Annotated in this window: 19 protein-coding genes; 11 read left to right on the top strand and 8 right to left on the bottom strand. The window is 66.5% G+C overall.

Annotated features, from left to right (window positions below; genetic code table 11):
* Positions 1-74: 74 nt before the first annotated feature.
* Both HUG10_RS17545 and HUG10_RS17540 read right to left on the bottom strand, forming a co-directional pair.
* The gene (locus HUG10_RS17545; RefSeq protein ID WP_179170796.1) at positions 75-905 is read right to left on the bottom strand and encodes a phosphosulfolactate synthase; all 831 of its coding nucleotides are present in this window, start codon (positions 903-905) and stop codon (positions 75-77) included.
* 54 nt (positions 906-959) lie between these two features.
* Positions 960-2,312 (bottom strand): MmgE/PrpD family protein, encoded by a 1,353-nt coding sequence (locus HUG10_RS17540; RefSeq protein WP_179170795.1) that lies wholly within the window; start codon positions 2,310-2,312, stop codon positions 960-962.
* 118 nt (positions 2,313-2,430) lie between these two features.
* Here HUG10_RS17540 and HUG10_RS17535 point away from each other — a divergent pair, with 118 nt between their 5' ends.
* From HUG10_RS17535 to HUG10_RS17525, 3 genes are all read left to right on the top strand, one after another.
* Positions 2,431-3,081, top strand: a complete 651-nt coding sequence (locus HUG10_RS17535) for an HVO_0476 family zinc finger protein (protein ID WP_179170794.1) — start codon at positions 2,431-2,433, stop codon at positions 3,079-3,081.
* Between the two features lie 122 nt (positions 3,082-3,203).
* A complete protein-coding gene (locus HUG10_RS17530) occupies positions 3,204-3,833 on the top strand; it encodes a protein-L-isoaspartate(D-aspartate) O-methyltransferase (protein ID WP_179170793.1) in 630 nt (209 codons plus the stop codon).
* 99 nt (positions 3,834-3,932) lie between these two features.
* A complete protein-coding gene (locus HUG10_RS17525; protein ID WP_179170792.1) occupies positions 3,933-5,237 on the top strand; it encodes an amidase in 1,305 nt (434 codons plus the stop codon).
* Positions 5,238-5,430: 193 nt separating this feature from the next.
* On the opposite strand, the gene HUG10_RS17520 is transcribed toward HUG10_RS17525, so the two are convergent.
* Positions 5,431-5,607 (bottom strand): hypothetical protein, encoded by a 177-nt coding sequence (locus tag HUG10_RS17520; RefSeq protein WP_179170791.1) that lies wholly within the window; start codon positions 5,605-5,607, stop codon positions 5,431-5,433.
* Positions 5,608-5,792: 185 nt separating this feature from the next.
* On the opposite strand from HUG10_RS17520, the gene HUG10_RS17515 reads away from it, so the two are divergent.
* From HUG10_RS17515 to HUG10_RS17505, 3 genes are all read left to right on the top strand, one after another.
* Positions 5,793-6,740, top strand: a complete 948-nt coding sequence (locus tag HUG10_RS17515; protein ID WP_179170790.1) for a class I SAM-dependent methyltransferase — start codon at positions 5,793-5,795, stop codon at positions 6,738-6,740.
* Positions 6,741-6,761: 21 nt separating this feature from the next.
* Positions 6,762-7,535: a protein-L-isoaspartate O-methyltransferase family protein gene (locus tag HUG10_RS17510; protein ID WP_246310183.1), complete on the top strand. Its 774-nt coding sequence runs from the start codon at positions 6,762-6,764 to the stop codon at positions 7,533-7,535.
* 136 nt (positions 7,536-7,671) lie between these two features.
* On the top strand, positions 7,672-8,124 hold the full coding sequence (locus tag HUG10_RS17505) for a helix-turn-helix domain-containing protein (RefSeq protein WP_179170789.1): 453 nt from the start codon (positions 7,672-7,674) through the stop codon (positions 8,122-8,124).
* Between the two features lie 899 nt (positions 8,125-9,023).
* Here HUG10_RS17505 and HUG10_RS17500 read toward each other — a convergent pair.
* On the bottom strand, positions 9,024-10,367 hold the full coding sequence (locus HUG10_RS17500) for a glycosyltransferase family 2 protein (protein WP_179170788.1): 1,344 nt from the start codon (positions 10,365-10,367) through the stop codon (positions 9,024-9,026).
* Between the two features lie 619 nt (positions 10,368-10,986).
* Between HUG10_RS17500 and HUG10_RS17495 the strand changes: the two genes are divergently transcribed.
* Positions 10,987-13,218 (top strand): DUF2206 domain-containing protein, encoded by a 2,232-nt coding sequence (locus HUG10_RS17495; protein ID WP_179170787.1) that lies wholly within the window; start codon positions 10,987-10,989, stop codon positions 13,216-13,218.
* Here the strand turns inward: HUG10_RS17495 and HUG10_RS17490 are convergent.
* Positions 13,117-14,532 carry a lipopolysaccharide biosynthesis protein gene (locus HUG10_RS17490; protein WP_179170786.1) on the bottom strand — a complete coding sequence of 472 codons (1,416 nt, stop codon included), beginning with the start codon at positions 14,530-14,532 and terminating at the stop codon, positions 13,117-13,119. The genes HUG10_RS17495 and HUG10_RS17490 overlap by 102 nt on opposite strands.
* Before the next feature lie 229 nt (positions 14,533-14,761).
* On the opposite strand from HUG10_RS17490, the gene HUG10_RS17485 reads away from it, so the two are divergent.
* On the top strand, positions 14,762-15,901 hold the full coding sequence (locus HUG10_RS17485; protein ID WP_179170785.1) for a right-handed parallel beta-helix repeat-containing protein: 1,140 nt from the start codon (positions 14,762-14,764) through the stop codon (positions 15,899-15,901).
* Between the two features lie 303 nt (positions 15,902-16,204).
* Positions 16,205-16,486 (top strand): hypothetical protein, encoded by a 282-nt coding sequence (locus HUG10_RS17480; RefSeq protein WP_179170784.1) that lies wholly within the window; start codon positions 16,205-16,207, stop codon positions 16,484-16,486.
* A 192-nt stretch (positions 16,487-16,678) separates the two neighbouring features.
* On the opposite strand, the gene HUG10_RS17475 is transcribed toward HUG10_RS17480, so the two are convergent.
* Positions 16,679-17,875: a carboxylate--amine ligase gene (locus HUG10_RS17475; protein WP_179170783.1), complete on the bottom strand. Its 1,197-nt coding sequence runs from the start codon at positions 17,873-17,875 to the stop codon at positions 16,679-16,681.
* A 165-nt stretch (positions 17,876-18,040) separates the two neighbouring features.
* Complete coding sequence (locus HUG10_RS17470; RefSeq protein WP_246310182.1) at positions 18,041-18,883, bottom strand: FkbM family methyltransferase; 843 nt, start codon at positions 18,881-18,883, stop codon at positions 18,041-18,043.
* Between the two features lie 436 nt (positions 18,884-19,319).
* Here HUG10_RS17470 and HUG10_RS17465 point away from each other — a divergent pair, with 436 nt between their 5' ends.
* Both HUG10_RS17465 and HUG10_RS17460 read left to right on the top strand, forming a co-directional pair.
* A complete protein-coding gene (locus HUG10_RS17465; protein WP_179170782.1) occupies positions 19,320-20,561 on the top strand; it encodes a sulfatase-like hydrolase/transferase in 1,242 nt (413 codons plus the stop codon).
* A gap of 135 nt (positions 20,562-20,696) precedes the next feature.
* Positions 20,697-21,257: a metal-dependent hydrolase gene (locus HUG10_RS17460; RefSeq protein ID WP_179170781.1), complete on the top strand. Its 561-nt coding sequence runs from the start codon at positions 20,697-20,699 to the stop codon at positions 21,255-21,257.
* Between the two features lie 74 nt (positions 21,258-21,331).
* On the opposite strand, the gene HUG10_RS17455 is transcribed toward HUG10_RS17460, so the two are convergent.
* Positions 21,332-22,495, bottom strand: a complete 1,164-nt coding sequence (locus HUG10_RS17455; protein WP_179170780.1) for a glycosyltransferase family 4 protein — start codon at positions 22,493-22,495, stop codon at positions 21,332-21,334.
* Positions 22,496-22,500 lie beyond the last annotated feature (5 nt).

The following is a 22,500-nucleotide window of genomic DNA, read 5'->3' as shown; positions in this document are numbered from 1 at the left end:
AGTTCACCATGTAGTCGGCAGGACCGCCTGACGGCTCTCGCGGGTGAGGACCGTCGGGGACGATCAGTTCCCGCTCACCCGCGGTCGTAGGTGACGGTCCGACCCCAGCTACTCTTCTTCCCCCAGAGCCCCGACCGCATGCACTCGAGTTCGACGATCTGGGAGTTGTCGACGAAGAGGTTGACGTTCGGGCCGAAGTTCTTGATGTACCACTCGAACACCGGCGGGTCGGCCGCCTCGAACACGCAGTGCTCGATCCCCACCTCGTTCGCGATTGCGAACGCGACGTCCGTCCGCCACTCGCGGACGCGCTCGGTGATCCCCTCCGACTCGACCATGATCTTGTACGCGCCGGCGTCGAGGTGTCGCTCGGCCTCCGCGATGGCGCTCGCCGGGTCGATCGCCTCCTCGCCCTCGAGTTCCTCGACGCTCGACGCGCCGCCCGCGCCGAACTGGACGTTGATCTCGGGTTTCGGCTTCATGCCCTGGTCGTCGACAAGCTCGGTGAGCCCCACCATGTCGTCGACGTCGATCGCGAGGAACCCGCTGGAGATCTCGACGATGTCGAAGCCGAGATCGCCGGCCTCCTCGACGTACCGTTCGACCTCGTCGTGGTCCCGGACGAGCACGTTCTCGATGAAGCCGCCGGTCGACACCTCGACGTCGTACTCGTGGCAGACGTCGATGAGTTCCCGAACGGCGTCCTCGGGCATCAGCGCGAAAGAGCCGCCGGAGAACTTGTAGATGTCCACGTACCGGCCCATCGTCTCGAGGATGTCGCGGAGTTCCCGGGGGCCCATCGGATCGTAGTACGGGCCGCGTATCTCGGTGATCCCCTTCTCGCGCGGCTTGTCCGGCCGGTGGTTCTGGTGCAGGAAGCCGAACGCTCTCTCGGAGTCGGGCATGGCTCGTGGAGAGACGGCCGCGATTTCCTTAGGGGTACCCCCGGCGTCAGCCGGTCAGTCGAGGAGGCCGACGAGGTCGGCGACGTCGTGCTCCTCGAGGTCCCGGATCGTCTCGACGATCTCGGTCCGGCGGGCCTCGTCGTAGCGCCCCTCGGCCATCGTCGCGAACTTCGCCTCGACCCCCTCCCAGGACATCGGCTCCGACGGGTGGCCGCCGAACGCGTCCTTCTCGATCCGATGGACCGTGCCGTCCGCGAGTTCGACCTCGATACGGGCGGGCATCTCGCCGTCCTCGAACCGGTCGGTCAGGGCCGGGTCCTCCTCGACCGCGACCGTCCGGAGCAGCGTCTGCACGGCGTCGCGACGAATCCGCTCGGGTTCGTACGCCGCGTTGGTCATCTCCCGGTCGATGAGCGACGCCGCGAGCATGTACGGGAGCGAGTGATCCGCCTGCGCCTTGGTCTCGACCTCGTACCGCGACCCCTCGCCGCCGCCGATGATGAGTTTCGCGCCCGCGAACGTCTCGAGGCGGATCGCCTCGACCGCCTCGTGGTCGATCCGCTCCCGCTCGGCGAGTTCGATGATCCCCTCCACCGCCGACTGCGCGTACGTCTCGGCGACGTACCGCTTCGTCATCGTGTCGAACACGTGCTCGCACCCGGGGTCGAGATCGACCTCGAACTCCCCGGAGACGACCTCCTTCCACCCCTTCTGACCCTCGAACAGGTCGACCGGCCCCTCCATCCCGTTTCGGGCGAGCATCACGGAGTACACGGCGTTCCGGGCGGCGTTCGCGCTCGCGATCCCCTTCCACTCGTTGATCCCGCCCGTCCGGGTGACGCGGAGCGCGTTGTGCGCGGTCCCCGCGATGCCGATGGCGTTCCGAAGCTGTTCGTCGGGGAGATCGAGAACCGTCCCGGCGCCGGTGGCCGCCGAGATGACCGTGTGGGTCACGTGGTCGAAGCCCCGGTCCCGGACGGGCGCGTTCCACGCGAGTTCACCCTGGACTTCGTAAGCGACGCCGATCCCCTCGATCAGTTCAGTCCCGGACGCGTCCGCGAGTTCGCCGCACGCGACGATGCTCGCGATGTTGTCGCTCGGGTGCGGCGTCTCCCCGGGCGCGAGGAACGAGTCCATGAAGTCGAGATATCGCGTGAGCGCCGTGTTGTACATCGCCGCGTCGGCCGGCGGGGCGGTCTCCTCGCGCCCCCAGAGGTGGCACGGGCCGTCGCCCCCGAACTCGGTGACGGTGGCCGCGACGGCGTCGACCGGTTCCGCGCCGATCGCCCCGATGCCGATGCCGACCGAATCGAGCACGCGCTTCTTGAGTTCCTCCCGGACGTCCGTCGACAACGACTCGTACGAGACGGAGTCGGCGAACTCGGCGAGTTCCGCTGTCGTCGTCATGCTCTCGTATGGGGCCGGAACGTCGATAGAGGTACTGGTGGGTGGTCCCCCGACTCCGGGCGGTCCACCGCGCGGGCAGAAACGAGACGTTATAGGCCGTGACCCGGTAGGCGACCACATGAGCGATTCCGACGCCGCCGAGCGCGTGCCGGCGGACTGCCCAGGCTGTGGCGCCCGGACGGCACACGAGGTGCTGAAACCGGGCGGTCACGCCACCGTCCGCTGTACGGAGTGCGGCCACACGCACAAGATCGAGATCGAGGCGCCGACCACGGTCGACGTCGACGTCGTCGTCTCCCAGGAGGGGGAGTCGTACCCGACGACGCTCCCGGGGAACCCCGAGGAGACGGTCGAACTCGGCGACGAGTTCGTCGTCGAGACGCCCGAGGCCATCCAGCAGGTCCGCGTCACCGCCGTCGAACTCGACGGCGAGCACCGCGTCGAGGAGGCCCAGCTGGAGGAGGTCGGGACCGTCTGGACCCGCGTCGTCGACAACGTCGGCGTCAACGTCACCGTCCACCCGAAGGACGGACGGCGCGAGGAGACGCGCAGCCTGAAGGTGCACGTCCCGGGTGACTTCGAGTTCACCGTCGGCGACGTCGAGCGTTTCGGCGACGACGAGTTCGAGATCGAGGGCGTGCAGGTCCGGGACGACGCGGAGGGGTACCGGCGCGAGAAGTTCGACCACGAGGGCGACGTAGTGTTCGCGAAGGACGTGAAGCGGGTGTACGCGCGCGACGAGACGACGACCGCCTGGTCCGCCTGGTAGTCACGGTCGTCCGCGGTCACGGCCGCCCGACGGTCACGGCCGCCGGCGATCCGCTCAGCATCGGCGCTGACCGGTCGCCGGCGGGACGGCTGTTTTTCTACCTCCACTCCGTACCCGCGCGCATGGACTTCGAGGTGGCACGGGAGCGGATGGTGGACCGACTCGTCTCCGCCGGGCGGATCCGGCGGGACGCGACGGCCGAGGCGCTCCGTGCGGTCCCGCGCCACGAGTTCGTCCCGCCGGACCGTCGGGGGGCGGCCTACGAGGACCGCCCGCTCCCAATCGGCGGGAACCAGACAGTGAGCGCGCCCCACATGGTCGCGGTCATGTCCGACCTGCTCGCGCCGGCCCCCGACGACGACGTGCTCGAGATCGGGACCGGCTGCGGTTACCACGCCGCCGTCACCGCCGAACTCCTCGATACGGGGAGCGTCTCGTCGGTGGAGTACGAGGGGTCGCTGGCCGCGGACGCGCGGGAGAGGCTCGACCGGCTGGGCTACGACGACGTCGACGTCCGGGTCGGCGACGGCCACGAGGGGTGGCCCGAGCACGCGCCCTACGACGCCGCTTACCTCACTTGCGCGGCCCCCTCGGTCCCCGACGCCGTCTTGGAACAGGTCCGTGAGGGCGGCGTCGTGATCGCCCCGGTCGGCAAGGTCCGCCAGGAGCTCGTCAGGCTGGAGGTGACGCCCGGCGGAGTCGAGCGCGAGGAGCACGGCGGCGTCCGGTTCGTCCCGATGGTCGGTGGATGAGCACGCCGACGCCGGGCGGATCACCACCTCGACCGAACGGACCGGAGCCGATTGGGGGCTAACACTAACACCCGGGGGGCGTCTATCGACGAGGAGAACATGTACGTCGACGAGGCCGAACTCGCGGACGTCGTCGCCTCCTTCCGAACTGGACGGTCGACGCCCGCGTCGTATCTCGACCGATGTCGCGACCGCGTCGAGCGCGTAGACGCGACGGTCCGAGCGTTCCTCCGGGAGGACGATCGCTGGACGCGGGTGACCGACCGTCTGGACGCGCTCGATGGGTCGGGCGAGTCGCTCGCCGAACGGCCGCCGCTGTACGGGGTCCCGGTCGGAGTGAAGGACATCTTCAACGTCGACGGGCTGTCGACGCGGGCGGGCACGGATCTCCCGCCGGAGCTGTTCGACGGCCCGGAGTCCGCCGCGTGGCGGCGGTTGGCGGACGCCGGCGCGGTCCCGCTCGGGAAGACGGTGACGACCGAGTTCGCCTACTTCGAGCCCGGCCCGACGCGGAACCCCCACGACACGACCCGGACCCCCGGCGGGTCGAGTTCCGGCTCTGCGGCGGCTGTCGCCGCCGGGCTCTGTCCCCTGGCGCTCGGTTCCCAGACGATCGGGTCGGTGATCCGACCCGCGGCGTTCTGCGGCGTCGTCGGCTTCAAGCCGACTCACGGCCGCGTCCCGACGGACGGCGTCGTTCCCGTCTCGCCGACGCTCGACCACGTGGGCACCTTCACGCAGGACCTGGAAGGCGCCGAACTCGCCGGCGCCGTGCTCTGTGACGACTGGAGAACCGTCCCGCGGCCGAGGGGGAAACCGACCCTCGGCGTCCCCGACGAGGCGTACCTCGACCAGGCCGAGCCCGTCGGCCGCGAGCGGTTCGAACGCCAGGTGGAGCGACTGGAGTCCGCCGGGTTCGACGTCCGCCGAACGGACGCCCTGCAAGACGTCGAGGAGTTAAACGGGAGCCACGAACGGTTGATGGCGGCGGAGATGGCCCTGGCACATCGCGACCACGGGTGGTACCCCGACCACGCCGACGAGTACGCCTCGGAGACCCGTCGACTCGTCGAGGGCGGGGACGGGACGACCGTGGCCGAACTCGGCGCCGCGAGAACCGTCCGCCGGGACAACCAGCGGCGGTTACGGACGCGCATGGAGGAGGCGGGCATCGACTGCTGGGTGACGCCCGCGGCACCGGGACCGGCACCCAAGGGGATCGACGACACCGGCGATCCCGCGATGAACCTCCCCTGGACGAACGCGGGCTTCCCGGCGGTCACGTTCCCCGTCGAATCGACCGAGGACGGACTCCCGCTCGGGTTGCAGTGCGTCGCCACGACGGGCGCGGACGAGGAACTTCTCAGGTGGGCCCGCCTCGTCGCCGACGAACTCGGTCGGTGATCGATCGCCGGACGTCCCACAGTTTCGAAGCGGGGTATCGGCGGGAGAGCGGGTCGAACAGTTCGTCCCCGTCGGCCCGACTAGGGGACGGATCACTCGCCATCCGCGGCGACGTCGGATCGGAGTCGAGCGCCGGCACCGAGATCCGTGAACCGTGATCGTCCGGATCCAGTTACTCGGTACGTCGGCCGAACTACGCCCGCTTCGCGTCGAGGTAGTTGTTGACGAGCAGCGGGGCGAGGACCCCGACGCTGATCAGGACGGCCCCACCTGCCCACATGGGCGGGTTCGTCACCTCGGCTAGTACGAACAGGAGGAGAACCGCCAACGCGATGAACGCGACGATGACCGTGTTCTCGCGGGAGATCACGTCCGTCGTGTAAGCGGGTTATCTGATAACCCTTCCGACGCGAAAGATAGCTCCGGGATGGGTCCGACGAAACGGCCCACTGCTCCGGAGCCGACGAGTCTGGGTTCGTCGGACTGGCGGATCGGCGGGTGCTCGCAGACCCCCGGACGGGTGGACTTTTCACTCCCGTTCGCTACGTCCGAGCCATGCCGACGCGCGACCGGACCGGACTAGGAACCGCGCCCCTGCTCGCCCTCCGAGCGGCCCGCGAAACCGGCGTCCTCGACGCGCTGATGGACCGCGCCGGGACGCCCGCGGAGGTGATGGCCGAGGCGGGCGTGACCGAGGCGGCAGCCGATCGGATGGTCGACGTGCTGGCGGACCTCGGTTTCCTCGAGGAGGTGGACGGGGAGTACGAGCCGACGAACCGGGCGCTCGGGCTCCTGGCGAAGCGCGACGTCCGCTCCATCGGGGCGGTGCCCCACGCGCTCGACACCGTCGACGCGCTCGTCGACCTCCCGAACACGATGGAGACGGGCGTGCCGCCCGAGGAACCGGACGACGCCACCCTGCACCGACTCGGGTCCCACGCGATGACGGGCGAGGCGGTCGTACGGGCCTGCGTCACGGCCGCGGTTCGCGCCGCCCCGGACGGCGATCGCGTGGTCGACCTCTGCGGCGGTTCGGGCGTCTACGCCGCCGAGTTCGCCGCGCGCGGCCGGGACGTCACCCTCGTCGACTCCGCCGACGCCGTCGTGGCCATCGAACCGATGTACCGCGACGCGACGATTTCCCTCCACGCGGGCACGCCGACGACGCTCGACGGCTCGTTCCACCTCGCGTTCGCCGCGGGGACGGCGAGCAGTATGGACCCTGCCGAGGTTCAGGCGCTTCTCGACGTGACCGCCGGTGTGCTCGACGAGGACGGGACGATCGTGCTCGCGGACGTCTTCTCCGACGGGACGGAGGCCGACGCGAGCGAGGCCGCGGTGACCGCGGACATCGCCGGACTGGCGACGGGCCACGGCGGCGCACACGACGTCGAAGCAGTGCGCGAGTGGCTCCGTGCGGCCGGCTTCGACGACGTCCGGGTCGAGCGGATTCCGGGCACCGACTTGCGGGCCGCGACCGGATGCAAGCGCACGCTTGATTAACGCGGGGGACTCAGTTCGGCCATGGATAGCCCCGACCCGGAACTGCTCCGGGAGGACATGCTGGACGGGCTCGAACACGCGCTCGGCGGGACCCCGAGCGACGCGGTTCGCCAGGCCATGCGCGAGGTTCCCCGCGAGGAGTTCGTCGCCGAGTCGCCCTACGCAAACCGGACGGGGGAGCAGGGCGGGACGGTCGTCCTCGCGCCTGCGACCGTCGCGCGCCTCATCGACACGCTCGACGTGGAGTCGGGCGACGACGTGCTCGTCGTCGGCGCCGGCGTCGGGTACACGCCGGCCGTGCTCGCCGAACTCGTCGGCGCGGACCGGGTCCACGCGATCGACATCGCGCGCGGGATGGTGTACGAGGCCCGGGCGAACCTCTCGGCCGCGGGCTACGACGCCGTCCTCGTCGACCGGGGCGACGGCGCACGCGGGCTCCCGGAGTACGCGCCGTTCGACCGGGTGCTCGTCGAGGCGGCGGCGGTCGAGCCGCCGCGCGCGCTCCTCGACCAGCTCGCGCCGACCGGCCGGCTGGTCATGCCGCTCGGACGCGGCGCCGCACAGACGCTCGCCGTCGTCGAGGCCGACGACGCCCGGGGGTACGAGGTGGTGGACGAGTGCGGCGAGATCTCCCTCCGTCCGCTGCTCGTGGAGGGCGAGCAGGCGGAGGCCCCGGTCCGGAACCGGACCGCGCGGGAGGACGCCGAGTTCGCCCAGCAGGGCTACTTCGCGAAGACCGGCTGGGAGCACGAGTGGATCGACTGGGACGATCGGTTGAGCGGAACGGATCGCTAGGCGTAACGATACCTTATTTGTCGGATCCGAATCGGTACACACTCCACTCAGCCGTCGGCTTCGACGGTCGAGTCGGAACCTTCTTCCGAACTTTCGGACAGAAGGATTCATAACTACGGCGTGCGTTCCCCGAACCATGACGGCAACAGGTGAGAAGCTACCGGACGTCAGCCCGGAGGAGGTCACGGACCTCCTCGCGACGACGCGTGACGGCAAGGCGGTGAAGCGCCTCGTCGTAGCCCGCGAGTATCTCGCGGGACGGTCCCCGGCCGCCATCGAGGCCAGGTGGGGGATCCCCGCACAGACGTGCTACGAATGGCTCGATCGGTTCGAGGAACGGGGACTCGAGGGCGCACTCGAGGACGATACCCCACCGGGGAGAACCCCCGACCTGAGCGAAGACGAGCGGGCGCGGTTCGAGGTGGCCGTCGAGCGCCCGCCGATCGAGTCCGGGTTCGACGCCCCGTTCTGGACGGCGCCACTCGCTCGGGAGTACATCCGCGAGGAGTTCGGCGTCGAGTACTCCCACCGTCACGTCCGGCGGTTGTTGACCGAAACCGACGCGGCGACGGAGTCGGACCGGCGGTGAACACATCGGCGACATTACCCCGGCCCAGGCCTCGTCGGAGACGGCGGACGAGCGAGTCGCCCTTCGGTAGAACGGCCCCAGGAACTATGAATCAATCCGTCCGGTGATGGCCTCGTAGCGGGACTACGGCAACCTCCGCTTCCCCGACAGTAGCAGATTGACTGACGGCCCCGTCCGTCGACGTCGGTCGTCGCTACCGACGCTCGGGGTCGAACTCGGGGGTGCGTTACGGACGTACAAGCGTAATGGAAGCCTCCTTGACGGGATGATGTCGTTCCGGTCGGCTCCGGGCGTCCGTTCCGGGGCAGTCGACCTCCTTCCGCGTCGATACGGGATCTCACACCGCGTTTCGACGTCGGTCTGCTGCGTGACCGTGCGCACGTTCACCTGCTCGGTTAGCGAATGCACCTCCGCTGTAAGTCGGCTCTACCGACCGGCGAGAATCGGTAAGACGGCCTGTCCTGTCCGGAGAGGGCCGTACATCCTCTCTAACCCTCGACCGATGAGGCGACGAAATGGGGGTTCCCTGGCGAGGTGGCTGTCGTTCGCAGGGTCGACCCGACGGACGATTCCGAGGCGTTACTGGACGCGACTCATCACCGACCCCCGGTCCCGGATTCGACATCGTGGTCGCCTTCGGACCACGAACGACTCGAGTACTTTGACCGGAAACCGCAACCGCGCACGTTGGAGGCAAGCCAGACGGAGGGGGACGCCTGCCGGCACGACCTACGGGCCGGGAACTCGACCGAAACGGCACGACCGTGGACTCCCGACCCGATGCTCTCCCGGGAGTATCCGGGAAATCGATACCAGCCAAGTTGGGCGGGGATATCGACTGCAGACGTCGGAGGTCCAGTCCAGCCCACCGCCGTGCGGCGGTACCCTCATCGGGTCAGTCAGATAAAATCGCGCAGTTGGTCGAAGTAGCCGTTCAGGCTGTGGAGGATGACGCCGGTGAAGACCGTGAGAAACCCGGTGAGGATGAAGAACAGGGCGATGAGAGCGATTTCGATCTCGAGGTTGCCGGATTCGACGTAGCTCGCGACGCCCCAGTAGCCGAACCCGAACCCCGTGAGGGTGACGAAAGACCCGGGGAGGGAGAGGACGACCAACGGCCGTTCTCGCTCGATCGTGTTGAGGAGGTTCATGACCAGTACGTACCCGTGCGAGAGCGGGTTGATGGTGCTGGCGTCGTCGACGTCGTAGTCGACGACGACGCCGACCTCCTCGACGTTGAACCCGAGCCGGTGTGCGTGATAGAGGATGTCGGTACTCGCGCTCATGTGGTCGCCGAGCGACTCGGTAGAGGCCAGTTCACGGATGGCCTCGCGGTCGTACGCGCGGAGGCCGCACTGCGTGTCCCTCACCCACGAGTCGGCGCGCAGGACCCCGAAACTGAGGTTCGTCAGCACGTTGACGACGCCGAGCCCGAACTTTCGGTACGGCGGAATCGTGCTCCGTACTCCGTCCGCGAACCGGCTACCGATGACGAGGTTGGCGCCCGTCTCGCGCTGCCTCTCGACGAGACGGCCGACGTCGGAGGGGTCGTGTTGCCCGTCACCGTCGAGCGTCACCAGGTGGTCGACGAGGCGCGTTTCCGCCTCCTCGAAGGCGGTTTGCAACGCAGCTCCATACCCCTTGTTCCCCTCGTGTTCGACGACGATGGCGCCCGCCTCGGCCGCCTCGATCGCCGTGTCGTCCTCGCTGCCATCGTCGATGACGAGCACCGCGTCCGCGTTGGCTCGCGCCGCCACCACCACCGCCCCGATCGTGTCCGCCTCGTTGAACGCCGGGATCGCGACGAGGACCCCGCCGATTTTACCTCTCCCGTCCCCTTCGAGAACCGGCGCGACGGTGAACGTTCCCTCCCGTTCCTCAAAGTGCACCAGCGTCGCGGAGTAGTCGACCCACTCGTCCAGCCGGTCGCAAAAAACGAGTCCCGGGTACCCCAGCGAGGATGCCGCGTCGGCGAGTCGGGCCCTCGAGTTCCCGCCGCCTCCGCCTTCGACCGGGACGATGTCCGCACCGAGCCTGCTCGCGAACCTCACGGCATCGGTCTCCGATTCCGGCCCGCAGGCGATCAGTACCCCGTGACCGAACTGGGTCCCGCGGAGGACGAACCGCACGATCTGATCGGCGTTGTCCGTCGTCGCCACGGCACCGATCGCGGGCTTCTCGAACCGCGTCGACTGTCCCGGCGTGGGCGCATCGACGCTATCGAACCCGTCTTCGCTAGCCATTTGTCCGTCGTAACATCTCTCACCTCCTTTGTTATTGAACCCGTGGATAGAGTAGGACCGAATAATCGAGCGACCGTTTGAAGCTAGTTCGAATATGGCCAAACCTATACAACGGAAGTGCCATTTCAGTGCGTTGTTTCGATATTTAATTCCGAGGAATAGTTCCAGAATCATCCCGTCGAAGTTTCGAAGCTCCCCATCGAATGAAGTGGACGGGACGGTCCCCCCGCATGCAGACCGGCTCGATGGCGTGGGCCGAGGGGAGGTTCACTCGGTCGTCGCGCCGTGACGGCTGCTCGCGGTCAGAAATCGGGAGGGTCGAGCAGGGCTGTTCGCGGCGATGCCCGCCGACCCCTGTCGTGGGGGAACCCCCGATTCCGGCTCGGCGGGAACGAGACTCCCTCGCGAGGCGAGACAGCACCCTACCCATACCTATTTCGGGCCACACGCTGAAACTGAACGATAATGGTCGTAACCCGTGGGGCGATAGTAGCCCCAGTATGTAGCAACGAGTCGGTTTCGCTCCCCATCGCATCCGTCCCTCCCCGCGGGGAACCCTCTTCGAGGGACGTCCCCCGCGGTCGAACGGCCATCCAGCGTCCAGCTCGACCGAGGTAGTATGGGAGGTAGCCTGGAGACCCTGAACACGGTCGAAGTCGACGAACGGATCGCGATCGTACTGGCGCTGGCACTGGCGATCGGCCTTGTCGCGTTCGAGGGAACGACGATAGGGGACGAGTACACTGTCGTCCAGGGGGTGACCGGAACGCTCGCATCGTTGTTCGTTCCGGGCTTCCTGCTGTTGCTCGTCGCTCGAATCAACCGCCCCGCCCCGCAGATGCTCGCATACGCTGTCGGAGTCAGCTGTGCGTTCCTCCTGCTGATCGGCGTCGTGACGAACTTCCTCCTCCCCGGTCTCGGCGTCGAGCGGCCGCTGAGACGGACGCCGCTTGTGCTCGCCCTCTCGCTCGTCGCTCTCTCGGTACTCGCGTACGCCCGCACGAACGTGACGGCAGTGAAACGTCGGACGGTCACCGTCTCGCTCCAGACTCTGCTAGCTGGGACGCTCCTGCTGCTCTTGCCCCTCCTGTCGTTCGCGGCGACCAGGTCGATGAACGTGGGGGGACACGACGCCCCCATGCTCGTCCTCATCGTGCTCCTTGCAAGCGTCCCTCCCCTCCTCATCACGGGGGTGATTCCGCGGAGGTTACGGCCCGTTGCCGTCTGGTCGGTCTCGCTCTCCGTGCTGTTGCAGATGACTCTCGTATCCTCGCACCTCTGGGGGTGGGACATTCACTTCGAGTACGCCACGGCGCGGACGATCTATCAGACGGGAGTGTGGGAGCTCGCCGACAGCTCCCTCCTCACGGTGACGTTCCTGGCCGCCGTCTTCGCGACGGTAACCGGAATCGATCTGGTGTCGGTCTACAAGCTGATTTACCCCGTAATCGCGTCACTGCTCCCCGTCGCCATCTACTATTTCGGCACGCTCGAATTCGACGGAGAGTGGGTCGCCACACTCGCGCCGTTCGGTCTCGTCTTCTACTACGGGTACTTCAAGATCATGCCCGACAAGCAGATCGTCGCACAGCTCTTCCTGGTGCTGGTACTCATCACACTCTTCAGCGAGTCGGCGAACGACGTTCGAAGTCGAACGCTGGCAGTGGCGTTCGGCACGATGCTGATCGTCTCCCACTACATCGTCAGCCTGTTCTTCATCGCGTTCCTCGCGACGACGGTCGTGACCGTCGCCGTCGCCCGTCGGGTCGACGTACTCGACATGGCCGGTTCCGGCTCCATCAGACCCTCGTTCGTCACCTTGCTCGGCGTCGAGTGGGCGGGGTGGTACCTGTTCAGCGCGTCCGGGGGGACCTTCGAACGTGTCGTCCTCAGGGGATACGAGGCGGTGATAGGGATCGGCGGTCCCACCTCGGGTCGCAGCGGCGCGGGCTACGCGACGAAGGCGTTCGGCTCGCCGCTCTGGTCCGTGTACAGGCTGCTGTACATCGCCCTCATCGGGCTCTTCACTCTGGGACTCGTTTGGACACTCTACTCCGCCGTGGTTGGAGAGACCGACGAGACTGACCCGGAGTACGCGGTCTTTTCGGCGTTCGTTCTCGCGTTACTCGTCTCGTCGGTGGTGACCACCTTCGGGATCGGCTTCGACCGGATACTCCTCTTCTCACTCGTCGCTCTCGCACCGTTCGCCCCCGTCGGAGCGGCGGTGGGGTTCTCATTGCTGTCGAGGGTGTCCCGCGGGGTGATCGACCTCTCGCCGAGCGGGAGCGCGAACGTGTTCGCGGCGTTCCTCGCCGTGTTGTTCCTGTTCAGCTCCGGGGGAGCGTTCGCCGTGACCGGTCACCAGGTCCCGACGTACAGTATCAACCTCGACCAGGACGCCGGGTGGCCGGTGTACACTCAGAGCGAAGTTGACGCGACCCGTTGGCTCGCCGACGAGATGGCTCCCGGGTCGAACGTCGCCGTCTACAACGAGTGGAGTACGATCAAGAGTCGGGACGCGATCCTCCTTCGCGAAGTCATTCCCCCTGATCGGATGGTTCTCGTCTCTCCCGCCATGACCGAGTTGGAGGGGGCGACGTACATATACGTCAGCGACAGGCCGATGGCAAGCGTCGGCAACAGGGAGGCGTACATCGACCCCGAACGAACGCGATTCTACGCACGGAACGTCGTCCCGGCGAACCTGGTCTACGCCGGGGATGGCGTCCGGATATACCGGGTTCGACCGTCAGATGAAGGGGGTGACCAGGCTCCGAACTCTCGTTCGAACTCTCCCGATGAACGCCAGTACCAGGATGCCGTACAGTGTGGCGCCCCCGCCGATTGTTAGAACCGTCCAGAGGGTACTCGTGGGGCCTCCTCTCGTAACCCACAGTAGGACTGCCCCCATCATCAGCGCGGCGAGCGTCTCGAGCAGGATCTCCCTGCGCGGAATCGTCAGGTCGATCAGCGACGTCAGATAACGGTACGCCATCAGCGTTCGCACGCTCATCGAGACGGCGGTCGCGACCGCGGCACCTATCCACCCGTACGTGGCGATGGCGACGACGTTCCCGACGACGTTGAGCAGGATGAACATCCCGTTCGCGCGGAACATGAGGTCGGGCCTGTCGAGCGCGTTCACCACCTTCGCGAAGACGTTCTCGTAGCAGTGTGAGAGGCGCGCCAGCAACAGTACGACGAACACGGGGTAGCCGATCGCGTACTCCGAACCGAACGCTGTCAGCAGCGGCCGGGCCATCACGATACCGCCCACTACGCCGGGGATGACCAGAATACCGGTGTAGACGAGTGATTCGCTGACGGCACGGCTGACGGCGTCCGGGCCCTTGCTCTCGAGAAGTTGGTCGACGTTCGCGAAGAGTACGGAGCTAACGGCCATGGAGATGAGGAAGAAGGCGGCCGAGAGGCGCCAACTCAGCTCGTAGACGCCGATGAGCCCAGAGGCGACGAAGAACCCCAGAACGAGCGTGTCGGTCCAGATCCAGGCTCGTTTCTTCATCGAACCCAACCAGCTGTACCGGCTAAACTGGAACAGCCGCTGGAAGTGCCGTCGGTTCGGCACGCGCGGCCGGATCGAGAGGAACTGGACGCCGACGATGACGTGCAGGAGCTTACTGGCCAACAGGCCGACCAGGAGACCGACGAGACCGTAGCCGAGCCAGAGGAGTGCCCCCCAGATCACCACCTTTCCGACGCTGCCGACGAGCGCTGAACTCCGGGAGCGAGCGACCATTTGCTCCCCGTGGAGCCCCGCGGAGACCGTCTCGACGAGCACGACCATTGACACCGTCGCGAGCAGGAACGGCGTCGCGACCGGGTCGCCGATGTAGTCGACGATGGAGTCCTGGAACACCACCAGGAAGAGGAGCACCGGCACGAGGAGCGCCCCCCTGGTCAGGAACGACGCCGCGAGGAACTCCCCACGCGAGTCACCTTCCGCGATGCGTTTGACCGTCGCTTCCCACACCCCCAGGTTGGAGAGCAGGGTGCCGACGTCGTACACCACCACGAACAGCACGTACGTGCCCAGCATCGACGGACCACCGATGGTCGCGACGAGCATGGTGCCGATGAACTCCACGAGCGAGAGTCCGGTCTGCGCGGCGAACGATCCGATGGATGACTTAACGAGCTTCGACATTACAGGAGGGGGATTCGAGTAGTACCAGTCGAACGTACTCCTCGCGCCGACTTAGTCCTGAGGGGCCATCCCCCGGGGAGACGGAATCGGTCGCCCGAGCGGCGACGTCGCACCGAGTCTGAAGGTATCCTGTCGGTTGGTGCCCGTCGTCGATGCGAAGCGGGCAGACGGGACGCGCTACGAGTAACGATTATATGGCTCGTCGTTGGTCTTCCACGGGAGAAGCCAAATGGTGAACCCTCAGCGGAGAACCGTCCTGGGAGCGGTCGCCGGTGCGATCGGGGCCGGTCTGGTGACGGAGGTGACGAACGACCGATCGGCAGTTGACCGCTCGGTTCGGCAGAGCCAGATAGACGGGATCGACGGCGCACACTACGCCGAACCGGTCGAGGGCGTCGCGGGCATCCAGCGCATCATCGACGAGCACGGACCGAACGTCGATATCAAACTCGGCGAGGGGGAGTACGTCGGCGCCGAACTCACGCTCGACCACGGCGTCCAGCTAACCGGTAGGGGACGAAACGCGACCGTCGTCAAACTCGACGACGGCGCAAACACGGATCTGGTCGTGACGCCGAGGCCGGACGAGGACGTGAGGATGCAGTGCCGGTTCCAGGACATCACGTTCGACGGGAACGAGGAGAACAACTCGACGGGTAACATCGTCTACGGTGCGTTCTGGAACGGCCGCTTCGTCGACTGCGACTTCGCCGCGGCGCCGGGCACCGGCTTCTGGCTCGCGGGCTCGACAGAGGGGTCCACGGACGACAACTTCTTCCGCGGCTGCCGGTTCCTCCGGTCCAACGGGGACGGCCTCCGGATGGGGATGAACCGGCAAGCTGGGCCGGCACTCGGCGTGGCCCGGGTCGACACCTGCTGGTTCGGCGGCAATGACGGCCACGCCGTTCGAATGCGCGGCAACGGGAACGTTGTCAGTAGCAGCAAGTTCTACGCCAACGAAGCCGCCGACGTAATAATCAACCGCGGGAAGCGGAACCTGATCCTGAACAACGACATTTCGAAGCAGACCCCCACCGGCCACTGCGTCGTAGTCAGGTCGGCCGACGGCGTGACGTCGTCGGAGAACCGTGTCAGCGGGAACAGTATCTGGGGGGACTTCCAGGACGGTGTGTACTGTCACGCCGATGGGAACGCCGTGGTCGCGCTCCAGGTCCACGACAACACGATTGCCGGGATGACCGACCAGCGCCAGGGGAACCGTAGCGGCATCCGCACTGTGGACGAGCCGTTCTACGCCTGCTCCGCCATGGACAACACGTTCGTCGGGGAGTTCGCCGACTCGGCCATGATACTCCCGTCGTCATGGGAGACGAGCGGAAACGTCAGAGAGAACACATCATCCGACTAGTGTTTTGGTCCTTCCCGTAGAACAAACGCACGAATGCCACCGAACCTCGTACGCGCCTGTCTCGACCCTGTTCGTACGGAGTACGTCAACTGGACGATCACTCGTACGGAGAGAGTCCGAACGAGTCGGTCGAATCAACGGAGTGGCTAGCCGTGTCTGTCGACGTGCCAACGTACCGGTACATCGTTAACAGGATGACCGACACGCTGGACGGTCTCCACCCGACGCAGTCGTGTCGGCTATCCTCGACTGACGGGGACGCCGGGACGAAGTGCCTGCCGGTCGAACCGAGGGATGTCTGAGATGAACCAGAGACGAACCCGCGCGTTCGGTGCCTGGCAGTTGGTCTGGGCAATCTCGTGTGCCGTGATCGCCGGGGTGATGGTGTCGACCCACCAGCGACCGCTCCCCACCCTCGAACGTGCGTTTTTCGTTTGGTTTCTCGGATTCCTCGTCAGCACCGAGTTGTTCTCTCCCCGCCACGCCTCCCCGGGTCTCTGGAGGAGGCTCCGGTGGATCGTGTTCGCCGGGGCCCTCGTGGTCGCGTTCATCACCGCCCAGGCGGTGGCCGAGGTCCTCGCCTGACCGGCAACCAGCGCCGAGTTTGTCCGTATCGGATTAGTCGTCGCGAGGACGGTCCACTCGGGAGGACCACTTCAGTCTTCGGAGCCGTCTCGGATCTCGAGGGAAACGTATTCGACGATCCGATAGCAGTCACGGGATAGTGCCACCACGGTCCCAGCCAGGACGATTAACGCAACTACTACTCGATCATAGTCAGTCGCCGAAGGGAAGGACGTTCAGCACGCCGCGACCGAAGGGGCGTGGGTCGTCCAGCTTGGGATAGTAGAAGTTCGGATGCTCGTAGATCGACGTGAGCGTCTCCCACAGGGCCGTTCTGAACGCCGGACGCGCCGCGTTGGGGTAGTCGTCTCGCACGACGCTGAGGAGGTACTGGAGTTCGCCGAAGAGGAGGTGGGCCGCGAACCCATCCCTGTAGTGCGGCGCGATCCGGTTCCGTTCCCCTCGCGCCAGGAGCCAGTAGAAGTACGGATAGTCGATACCTCCGCGTACGTCGAGAGGGATCGATGTCCAAGTTCTTGGATTGATCTCGGTCAGTTTGAACCCCCCCGTTCGGGCATCCTCGATGAACTGGACCGTTGCGAGCCCGTGCCAGTCGAGATGATCGAGCAACCTCCGACCCATCTCCTCCAGTTCCGGGTCGCGAACCAGCTTGCAGAAGACGCTCGCGCCGCCCGCGTACGTCTTCCCCCGGATCTGCCGTTTCAGGCTCGTCGCCACCGGTTCGCCGTGATCGTACAGTGCCCTGAACGAGTACTCGCGGGCGATCGGAACGTACTCCTGGACGATCGGGGGGTTCCCCCGTAGTTCCGCGGTGAGCGCCTCGCGATCCGGTTCGACGCCCGGTTCGGGGTGGACCGGATCCATCTTCCCCCTGCACTCCGACGGCGAGAGGGAGGGCTCGTACTCGCTCGTCAGGATCGCGTACCGCGGCTTGATGATCAACTCGCGCGACCAGTCGTCGACCTCGTCGAACGACATCGTCTCCGGCACCGGAAGGCCCGCTTCCGTTGCCACCTCGGCGAGGCGCTTCCCGTCGTGGGCCGTTCGGAGAGCCTCGAACGACGGCCAGAGGGGGGCGACGTGCTCGGCAAACTCGTCGTACTTCGAGAACAGGAACGTATTCTCCTCCAGCGAGGGGACGACCGCCTTCACGTCGGGCCGCGATGCGAGGTCCAGGAGCGCGTCCTTGTACGCGATCAAGTCGTCCCAGGGCGACGGGACCAGCACCTGCTCGTCGCAGTACCTGGACGCGAACGCCGGAACCGTCCGTTTCGGGGCTGCGACGACAGTGTGAACTCCACGAGCACCGAGCGATCGAACTGCGGTGAGGCTTTTCGGAGAGAAACCAGCCGGGATCAGGACGGACTCCTCCCCGCTCTGTCGAACCATGGTACTACCGTCCACAGGTGTCGTAATGAAGATACTCCCCAGGTACGTCCCGTCGCACGCATCGCCTCCAGGTGGCTTCGTTCCCGGTGACGGTCTCCACTCCCGACCGAACGCGCCGTTCCGCGAGCGCGCGACGACTCCGACGACTCACGTCTGCCTGGCTGTTCACCTGTACGCCCGGACGAAGTACACGCCCGGTCGTCCGGTCGTGGGCTCTCCGAGGTGTTCGACCGAGTAGCCCGCCTTGCGAAGGTACTCCTCGACCTCCTCGACAGTCGTCCCGTATCTCCCCGACTTCCTCGTGTGCAACTCGGCGTAAATCACGTCGACGCCATCGAGCGCGTCCCCCATCCCGTGTAACGCGTCCAGTTCGGCTCCCTGCACGTCGAGCTTCAACACGTCCGGAGAGGGGTACCCGCGAGACGCGATGCTCTCCCCGCGTCTGGCCTCGACGGGTCGTCCGGCGCCATCGGAGAGGTAGTGGTGGCCGCCGCCGGGCTCGACGAACTCGGACGCCAGCGTCGCCGTCCCATCACGGTCGGAGAGCGCCGCCGGGACGATCTGCCAGCGCTCCGGCGGGGCGTTCGCTCGCAGGTTCACCCGGAGCCGAACCCGGTTCGTCGGCTCCGGTTCGAAGGCGATGACACGACCCTCGGGAAGCTTCTGAGCCGCGAAGCACGCGTACGTCCCGACGCAGGCGCCGACGTCCCAGACGGTTTCGGTCCCGGTGAGGTCCTCAAGGAACGCCTCGAGGACGAACCGTTCCCCGCCGAGCCGCCGGACCCTCCGTCGCTCCGACCTGGTGGAGACGCCGAAGCGGGCAGTCGTGTCGCCGACCTGCACGGTCCCGTCCTCCTTGAGGACCGCGAGGCGCCACCGCCAGTAGGTCCGGTGGGCATCCCCCAGCGCACCGGAACAGTACGTGTTCACCAGCCGGAACGTGGCGCCCACGAGCCCACGACTCGCGGAGCCGCGCAACCTCCCCTCGCCGCGATCGTCGGACGTCACCCGTGACCGTTCGGTGCCGCTCGACATAGTTGTTCGACGGTTACCGGTCGATCGGCTCGGGTAGTCGGTGCGCCACGTCGCCCTCCGAAGGGGGACGCGAATCCGCCGGGTGTACCCCTGCAACGTTCGACAGTTGTGCACTCCGATCCGACGAGCGTACTCACCTCGGACGAGTACGCCATCGTCGGGGAGGAGGATTCCGGGGTTCGTCGACACCTCCGACGACCACGGGAGACGCGTTCGAGACCCGAATCCGGGAGCCATCGAGTTGATCCCCGGAGCCGGATAGCGACCGTGCGTGGACCACCTGCGAGCCGGCGTGTAGCGGTCGAATCGCTACCGGGACCTGCCCGACTCGGTAAGTTCGTTGTACTTCGGATAGGGAGTTTATTCTCTTGTGGCTCTGCATCGCCCCTACAGACGAGTGAGAGCACAGATGGACACGCCACTTTCGGAGTGGACCGACGTGAGCGATGTGGACAACGTCGTGATCTTCGTTTCCGACGCGCTTCGATTTGACTTCCTCCCCGAAGAGGTGCGGAACCTCGGAGTGACGGCCAGGGCCATCGCCCCGAGCACGTTCACGGCGTCGGCGCTGCCGTCGCTACTGACGGGGATGTATCCGGCCACGCACAAGGTGTGGATGTTCGACGACCGGCTGGCGGAGAGCGCCGAACTGCTGAGAGCCGACGGAGTCGACGTCGGGTTCAACGCGGAGAGCGTGTGGATCGGGCTGGAGTCGGACGAGAAACCGCCGTTGCAGATCCACCATCTCGAGACGGAATCGAAGCTCGGAGAGCTGGAACCGCCGTTCGTCCACGTCGTGCACGACGTCGGACCCCACGCACCGTACGGCTTCGGGAACGAGGCGTTCGAGTCGACGGAGGAGTTCTTCCGCGAATACGAGAGCAGGCGGAGCCGGTTGATCGATCTCTACAGGCAGGACTGCCACAACTCCGCCGAGCGGTTCCTCGACGTGTACGACCAGCTCGCCGAACGGGACCTCCTGGACGAGACGCTCGTCGTCTTCACCAGCGACCACGGCCAGTGCCTCGGTGAGCAGCGGAACGGGGGCCGATTCGGCCACGGACACCCGATGTGTCCGGAAACCGTTGAGATCCCGATCGTCTTCCTGGGGGCGGGACTTCCGAAAGACGAGACCTACCCGTCACTCCTCTCGGGCACGGACGTCGCCCCGACCGTTCTCTCGGCCCAACGGGGCGCGGCCCCGGACGGGGTCGACGGGGTCGACGTCTGGCGGGAGGGATCCGACCCGAGCAGGAAGCCCCGGTCCGACGTCTGGCAACACCTCGAAGTCGAGGCGCGAGGCCTGTCGACGGAGTTGTCGGTGTACGCGGCGAGCGGCGTCTGGAACGCGACCGGCGGACACGTTCTCCACCGGAAGTCGAGCGTCCAGCGATTGGGCGCGCTACTGTACGACAACCTGTTCAGAGGGTACTCCCCCGCGTGGCGGGACAACGCCTCCCCTCGAAAGGTGGCCAGCCTCGTCAGGCTCTCCCTGGCTCGCACGCTGACGTTCGGCGACCCCGACTTCACCACGGCGGACGCCAGCGCGCTGGTACCGGACGAGTTCGAGGAGGGAGCACACCAGTTCGCGGACACCACACTCAACGAGGACCAGGAGTCGCTGTTACGCGATCTCGGCTACCTCAAGTAGGCGCGAGATGGTATCCTCGAAACAAGACCGGGCAGGTGGCGGACCGTGGGTTCCGGGCGCATCAGCCGCCGAACCACGGCACCGTCGAACAGGGGTCCACCCCAGCGTCCGACATCCCATCACCCCCGCCCCCCCATGATCCCGTGGGCGCACGCCGCGATCGGCTACCTGCTGTGGTCCGCTTCGACCCACTACTGGAAGAAACGTCCACCAGGTGACCTCGAAGCATGGTGCCTCCTCCTCGGGACTCAGTTCCCCGACCTGGTCGACAAGCCGCTCGCGTGGACGTACAACGTGCTCCCCTCCGGGCGCTCGCTCGGTCACTCGCTCCTCACGGTCCTCGTCATCTTCGCGATCGGATACGCCCTGAGCAGGCGATGGAACCGCACAAATCTCGTCGTAGCGTTCAGTGTGGGCCACCTCAGCCATAGCCTCGCCGACACGTACCGACTGCTCTTGACCGGCCAGTACGAGGACCTCGGCTACCTGCTCTGGCCGCTTCTCCGGGCTCCGACCTCCGACAGTCAGAACACCTTCGGCGAGTACCTCCGGGAGTTGAGCGTGAGCAGCTTCATCGGTCCCAAGTCCCTGATCGGCGTCCTGATGCTCGTCCTCTGGGTGTACGACGGGATGCCCGGCGTCCCGTCGCTCCGGTCCCGGAACGCGTCGACCGAGGACGTGACGGATCGGGAGTGATCGTCGTCACGGACGTCGGGCGATTCCCGGTCTGAGACGCCCCTCAGCGCTCCGATTCGCGGACGCACCCGGTTTCACCGACCTGCGCCGTCGAGGACGCGTTCGTACACGTCCACGTACTGCTCCGCGACGTTGTCCCACGAGAGCCGATCCGCCATCCGACTGCTGCACGCACTCATCTCCCGTTTCGCGTCCTCGTCGGTCAGGAGCCGGATGATCGCCGACGCCAGCCGTTCGGGGTCCTCCGGGGGGACGACCAGTCCGGAGCCCGTGTCCCCGACCAGCGACGTGAACTCCCCCGCCGTCGAGGCGACGACCGGTTTCCCGAACGAGAACGCCGTCGCGAGCGCGCCGCTGTGGCCCTTCGTTCCGCCCTGGTTGCGGTACGGCAACGCCACGACTTCGGCGCGGCCGAAGATGTCCTTGACCTCCTCGTTCGGGACGAAGTAGTTGTGGACCTCGAAGTTCCCCTCGTGGGCCTCCATGATCGCCCGGGATCGTCGTGGGATCTTCCCCTCGCCGGCGATGATGAGCTTCACGTCCGGGATCTCCCGTTTGACCAGGGGGATCGCCTCGACCAGCGTGTCCAGCCCCTTCGGGGTGACGATGTGGCCGAAGAACAGCAGACAGTTCCGCTCGGGGTCGACATCGACGTCGGTATCGCTTCCGAACACCGAGTACGCGCCGTGGGGGATTATCGAGATCCGGTCCGCTGGGACCCCGCGGTTCGTCATCGCCCGTCTCTGCTTCTCGGTGTGGACGACCACCCGGTCGAGGTCGAGGTCGGGGATCGCGTAATCGAGCAGTTCCTCGACGAGCACCGGCGGGCGAGAGAACGACAGACGGCGCTTCGAGACCTCGTGGCGGGTCACGACGAGCGGGAAGCGGGCGTCGATCCCGTGGCGCTTCGCGAACAGTTTCACCTGCGGGAACAGGTCAGTGGTGTCGTGAACGACGTCCGCGTCCACGTCCTCGATCTCGCGTATCGCGTCGTACGAGAGGAACCCCCGGACGAAATCCAACGGATTGACGTCGAAGCTGTACAGCTCCGGCATCGAGACGCCGAGGTGGTCGAACGCCGTGAGCAGTTCGACCTCGTCGTCGAACAGTTCGTCCGCCGTCGTCTCCTTCGGCTTCATCACGGTCACGTCGGCGTGTTCCGCGACTGCGTTGGCGAGCTCAGCGGTGTAGTGTGGGAGACCACCCGTGCTCTGCCCGACGATGTAGAGGACCTTCATTCGCG

This window comes from Halorarum halophilum, from assembly GCF_013401515.1.
Lineage (GTDB): Archaea > Halobacteriota > Halobacteria > Halobacteriales > Haloferacaceae > Halorarum > Halorarum halophilum.
Note: the sequence above shows the minus strand (reverse complement) of the source record. Positions and strands in the feature narration are given on the sequence as shown.

Coding starts and splice junctions, on each gene's coding strand:
- HUG10_RS17545 (WP_179170796.1), bottom strand. CDS start 905: ATGCCCGACTCCGAGAGAGCGTTCGGCTTCCTGCACCAGAACCACCGG.
- HUG10_RS17540 (WP_179170795.1), bottom strand. CDS start 2,312: ATGACGACGACAGCGGAACTCGCCGAGTTCGCCGACTCCGTCTCGTAC.
- HUG10_RS17535 (WP_179170794.1), top strand. CDS start 2,431: ATGAGCGATTCCGACGCCGCCGAGCGCGTGCCGGCGGACTGCCCAGGC.
- HUG10_RS17530 (WP_179170793.1), top strand. CDS start 3,204: ATGGACTTCGAGGTGGCACGGGAGCGGATGGTGGACCGACTCGTCTCC.
- HUG10_RS17525 (WP_179170792.1), top strand. CDS start 3,933: ATGTACGTCGACGAGGCCGAACTCGCGGACGTCGTCGCCTCCTTCCGA.
- HUG10_RS17515 (WP_179170790.1), top strand. CDS start 5,793: ATGCCGACGCGCGACCGGACCGGACTAGGAACCGCGCCCCTGCTCGCC.
- HUG10_RS17510 (WP_246310183.1), top strand. CDS start 6,762: ATGGATAGCCCCGACCCGGAACTGCTCCGGGAGGACATGCTGGACGGG.
- HUG10_RS17505 (WP_179170789.1), top strand. CDS start 7,672: ATGACGGCAACAGGTGAGAAGCTACCGGACGTCAGCCCGGAGGAGGTC.
- HUG10_RS17500 (WP_179170788.1), bottom strand. CDS start 10,367: ATGGCTAGCGAAGACGGGTTCGATAGCGTCGATGCGCCCACGCCGGGA.
- HUG10_RS17495 (WP_179170787.1), top strand. CDS start 10,987: ATGGGAGGTAGCCTGGAGACCCTGAACACGGTCGAAGTCGACGAACGG.
- HUG10_RS17490 (WP_179170786.1), bottom strand. CDS start 14,532: ATGTCGAAGCTCGTTAAGTCATCCATCGGATCGTTCGCCGCGCAGACC.
- HUG10_RS17485 (WP_179170785.1), top strand. CDS start 14,762: ATGGTGAACCCTCAGCGGAGAACCGTCCTGGGAGCGGTCGCCGGTGCG.
- HUG10_RS17480 (WP_179170784.1), top strand. CDS start 16,205: ATGAACCAGAGACGAACCCGCGCGTTCGGTGCCTGGCAGTTGGTCTGG.
- HUG10_RS17475 (WP_179170783.1), bottom strand. CDS start 17,875: ATGGTTCGACAGAGCGGGGAGGAGTCCGTCCTGATCCCGGCTGGTTTC.
- HUG10_RS17465 (WP_179170782.1), top strand. CDS start 19,320: ATGGACACGCCACTTTCGGAGTGGACCGACGTGAGCGATGTGGACAAC.
- HUG10_RS17460 (WP_179170781.1), top strand. CDS start 20,697: ATGATCCCGTGGGCGCACGCCGCGATCGGCTACCTGCTGTGGTCCGCT.
- HUG10_RS17455 (WP_179170780.1), bottom strand. CDS start 22,495: ATGAAGGTCCTCTACATCGTCGGGCAGAGCACGGGTGGTCTCCCACAC.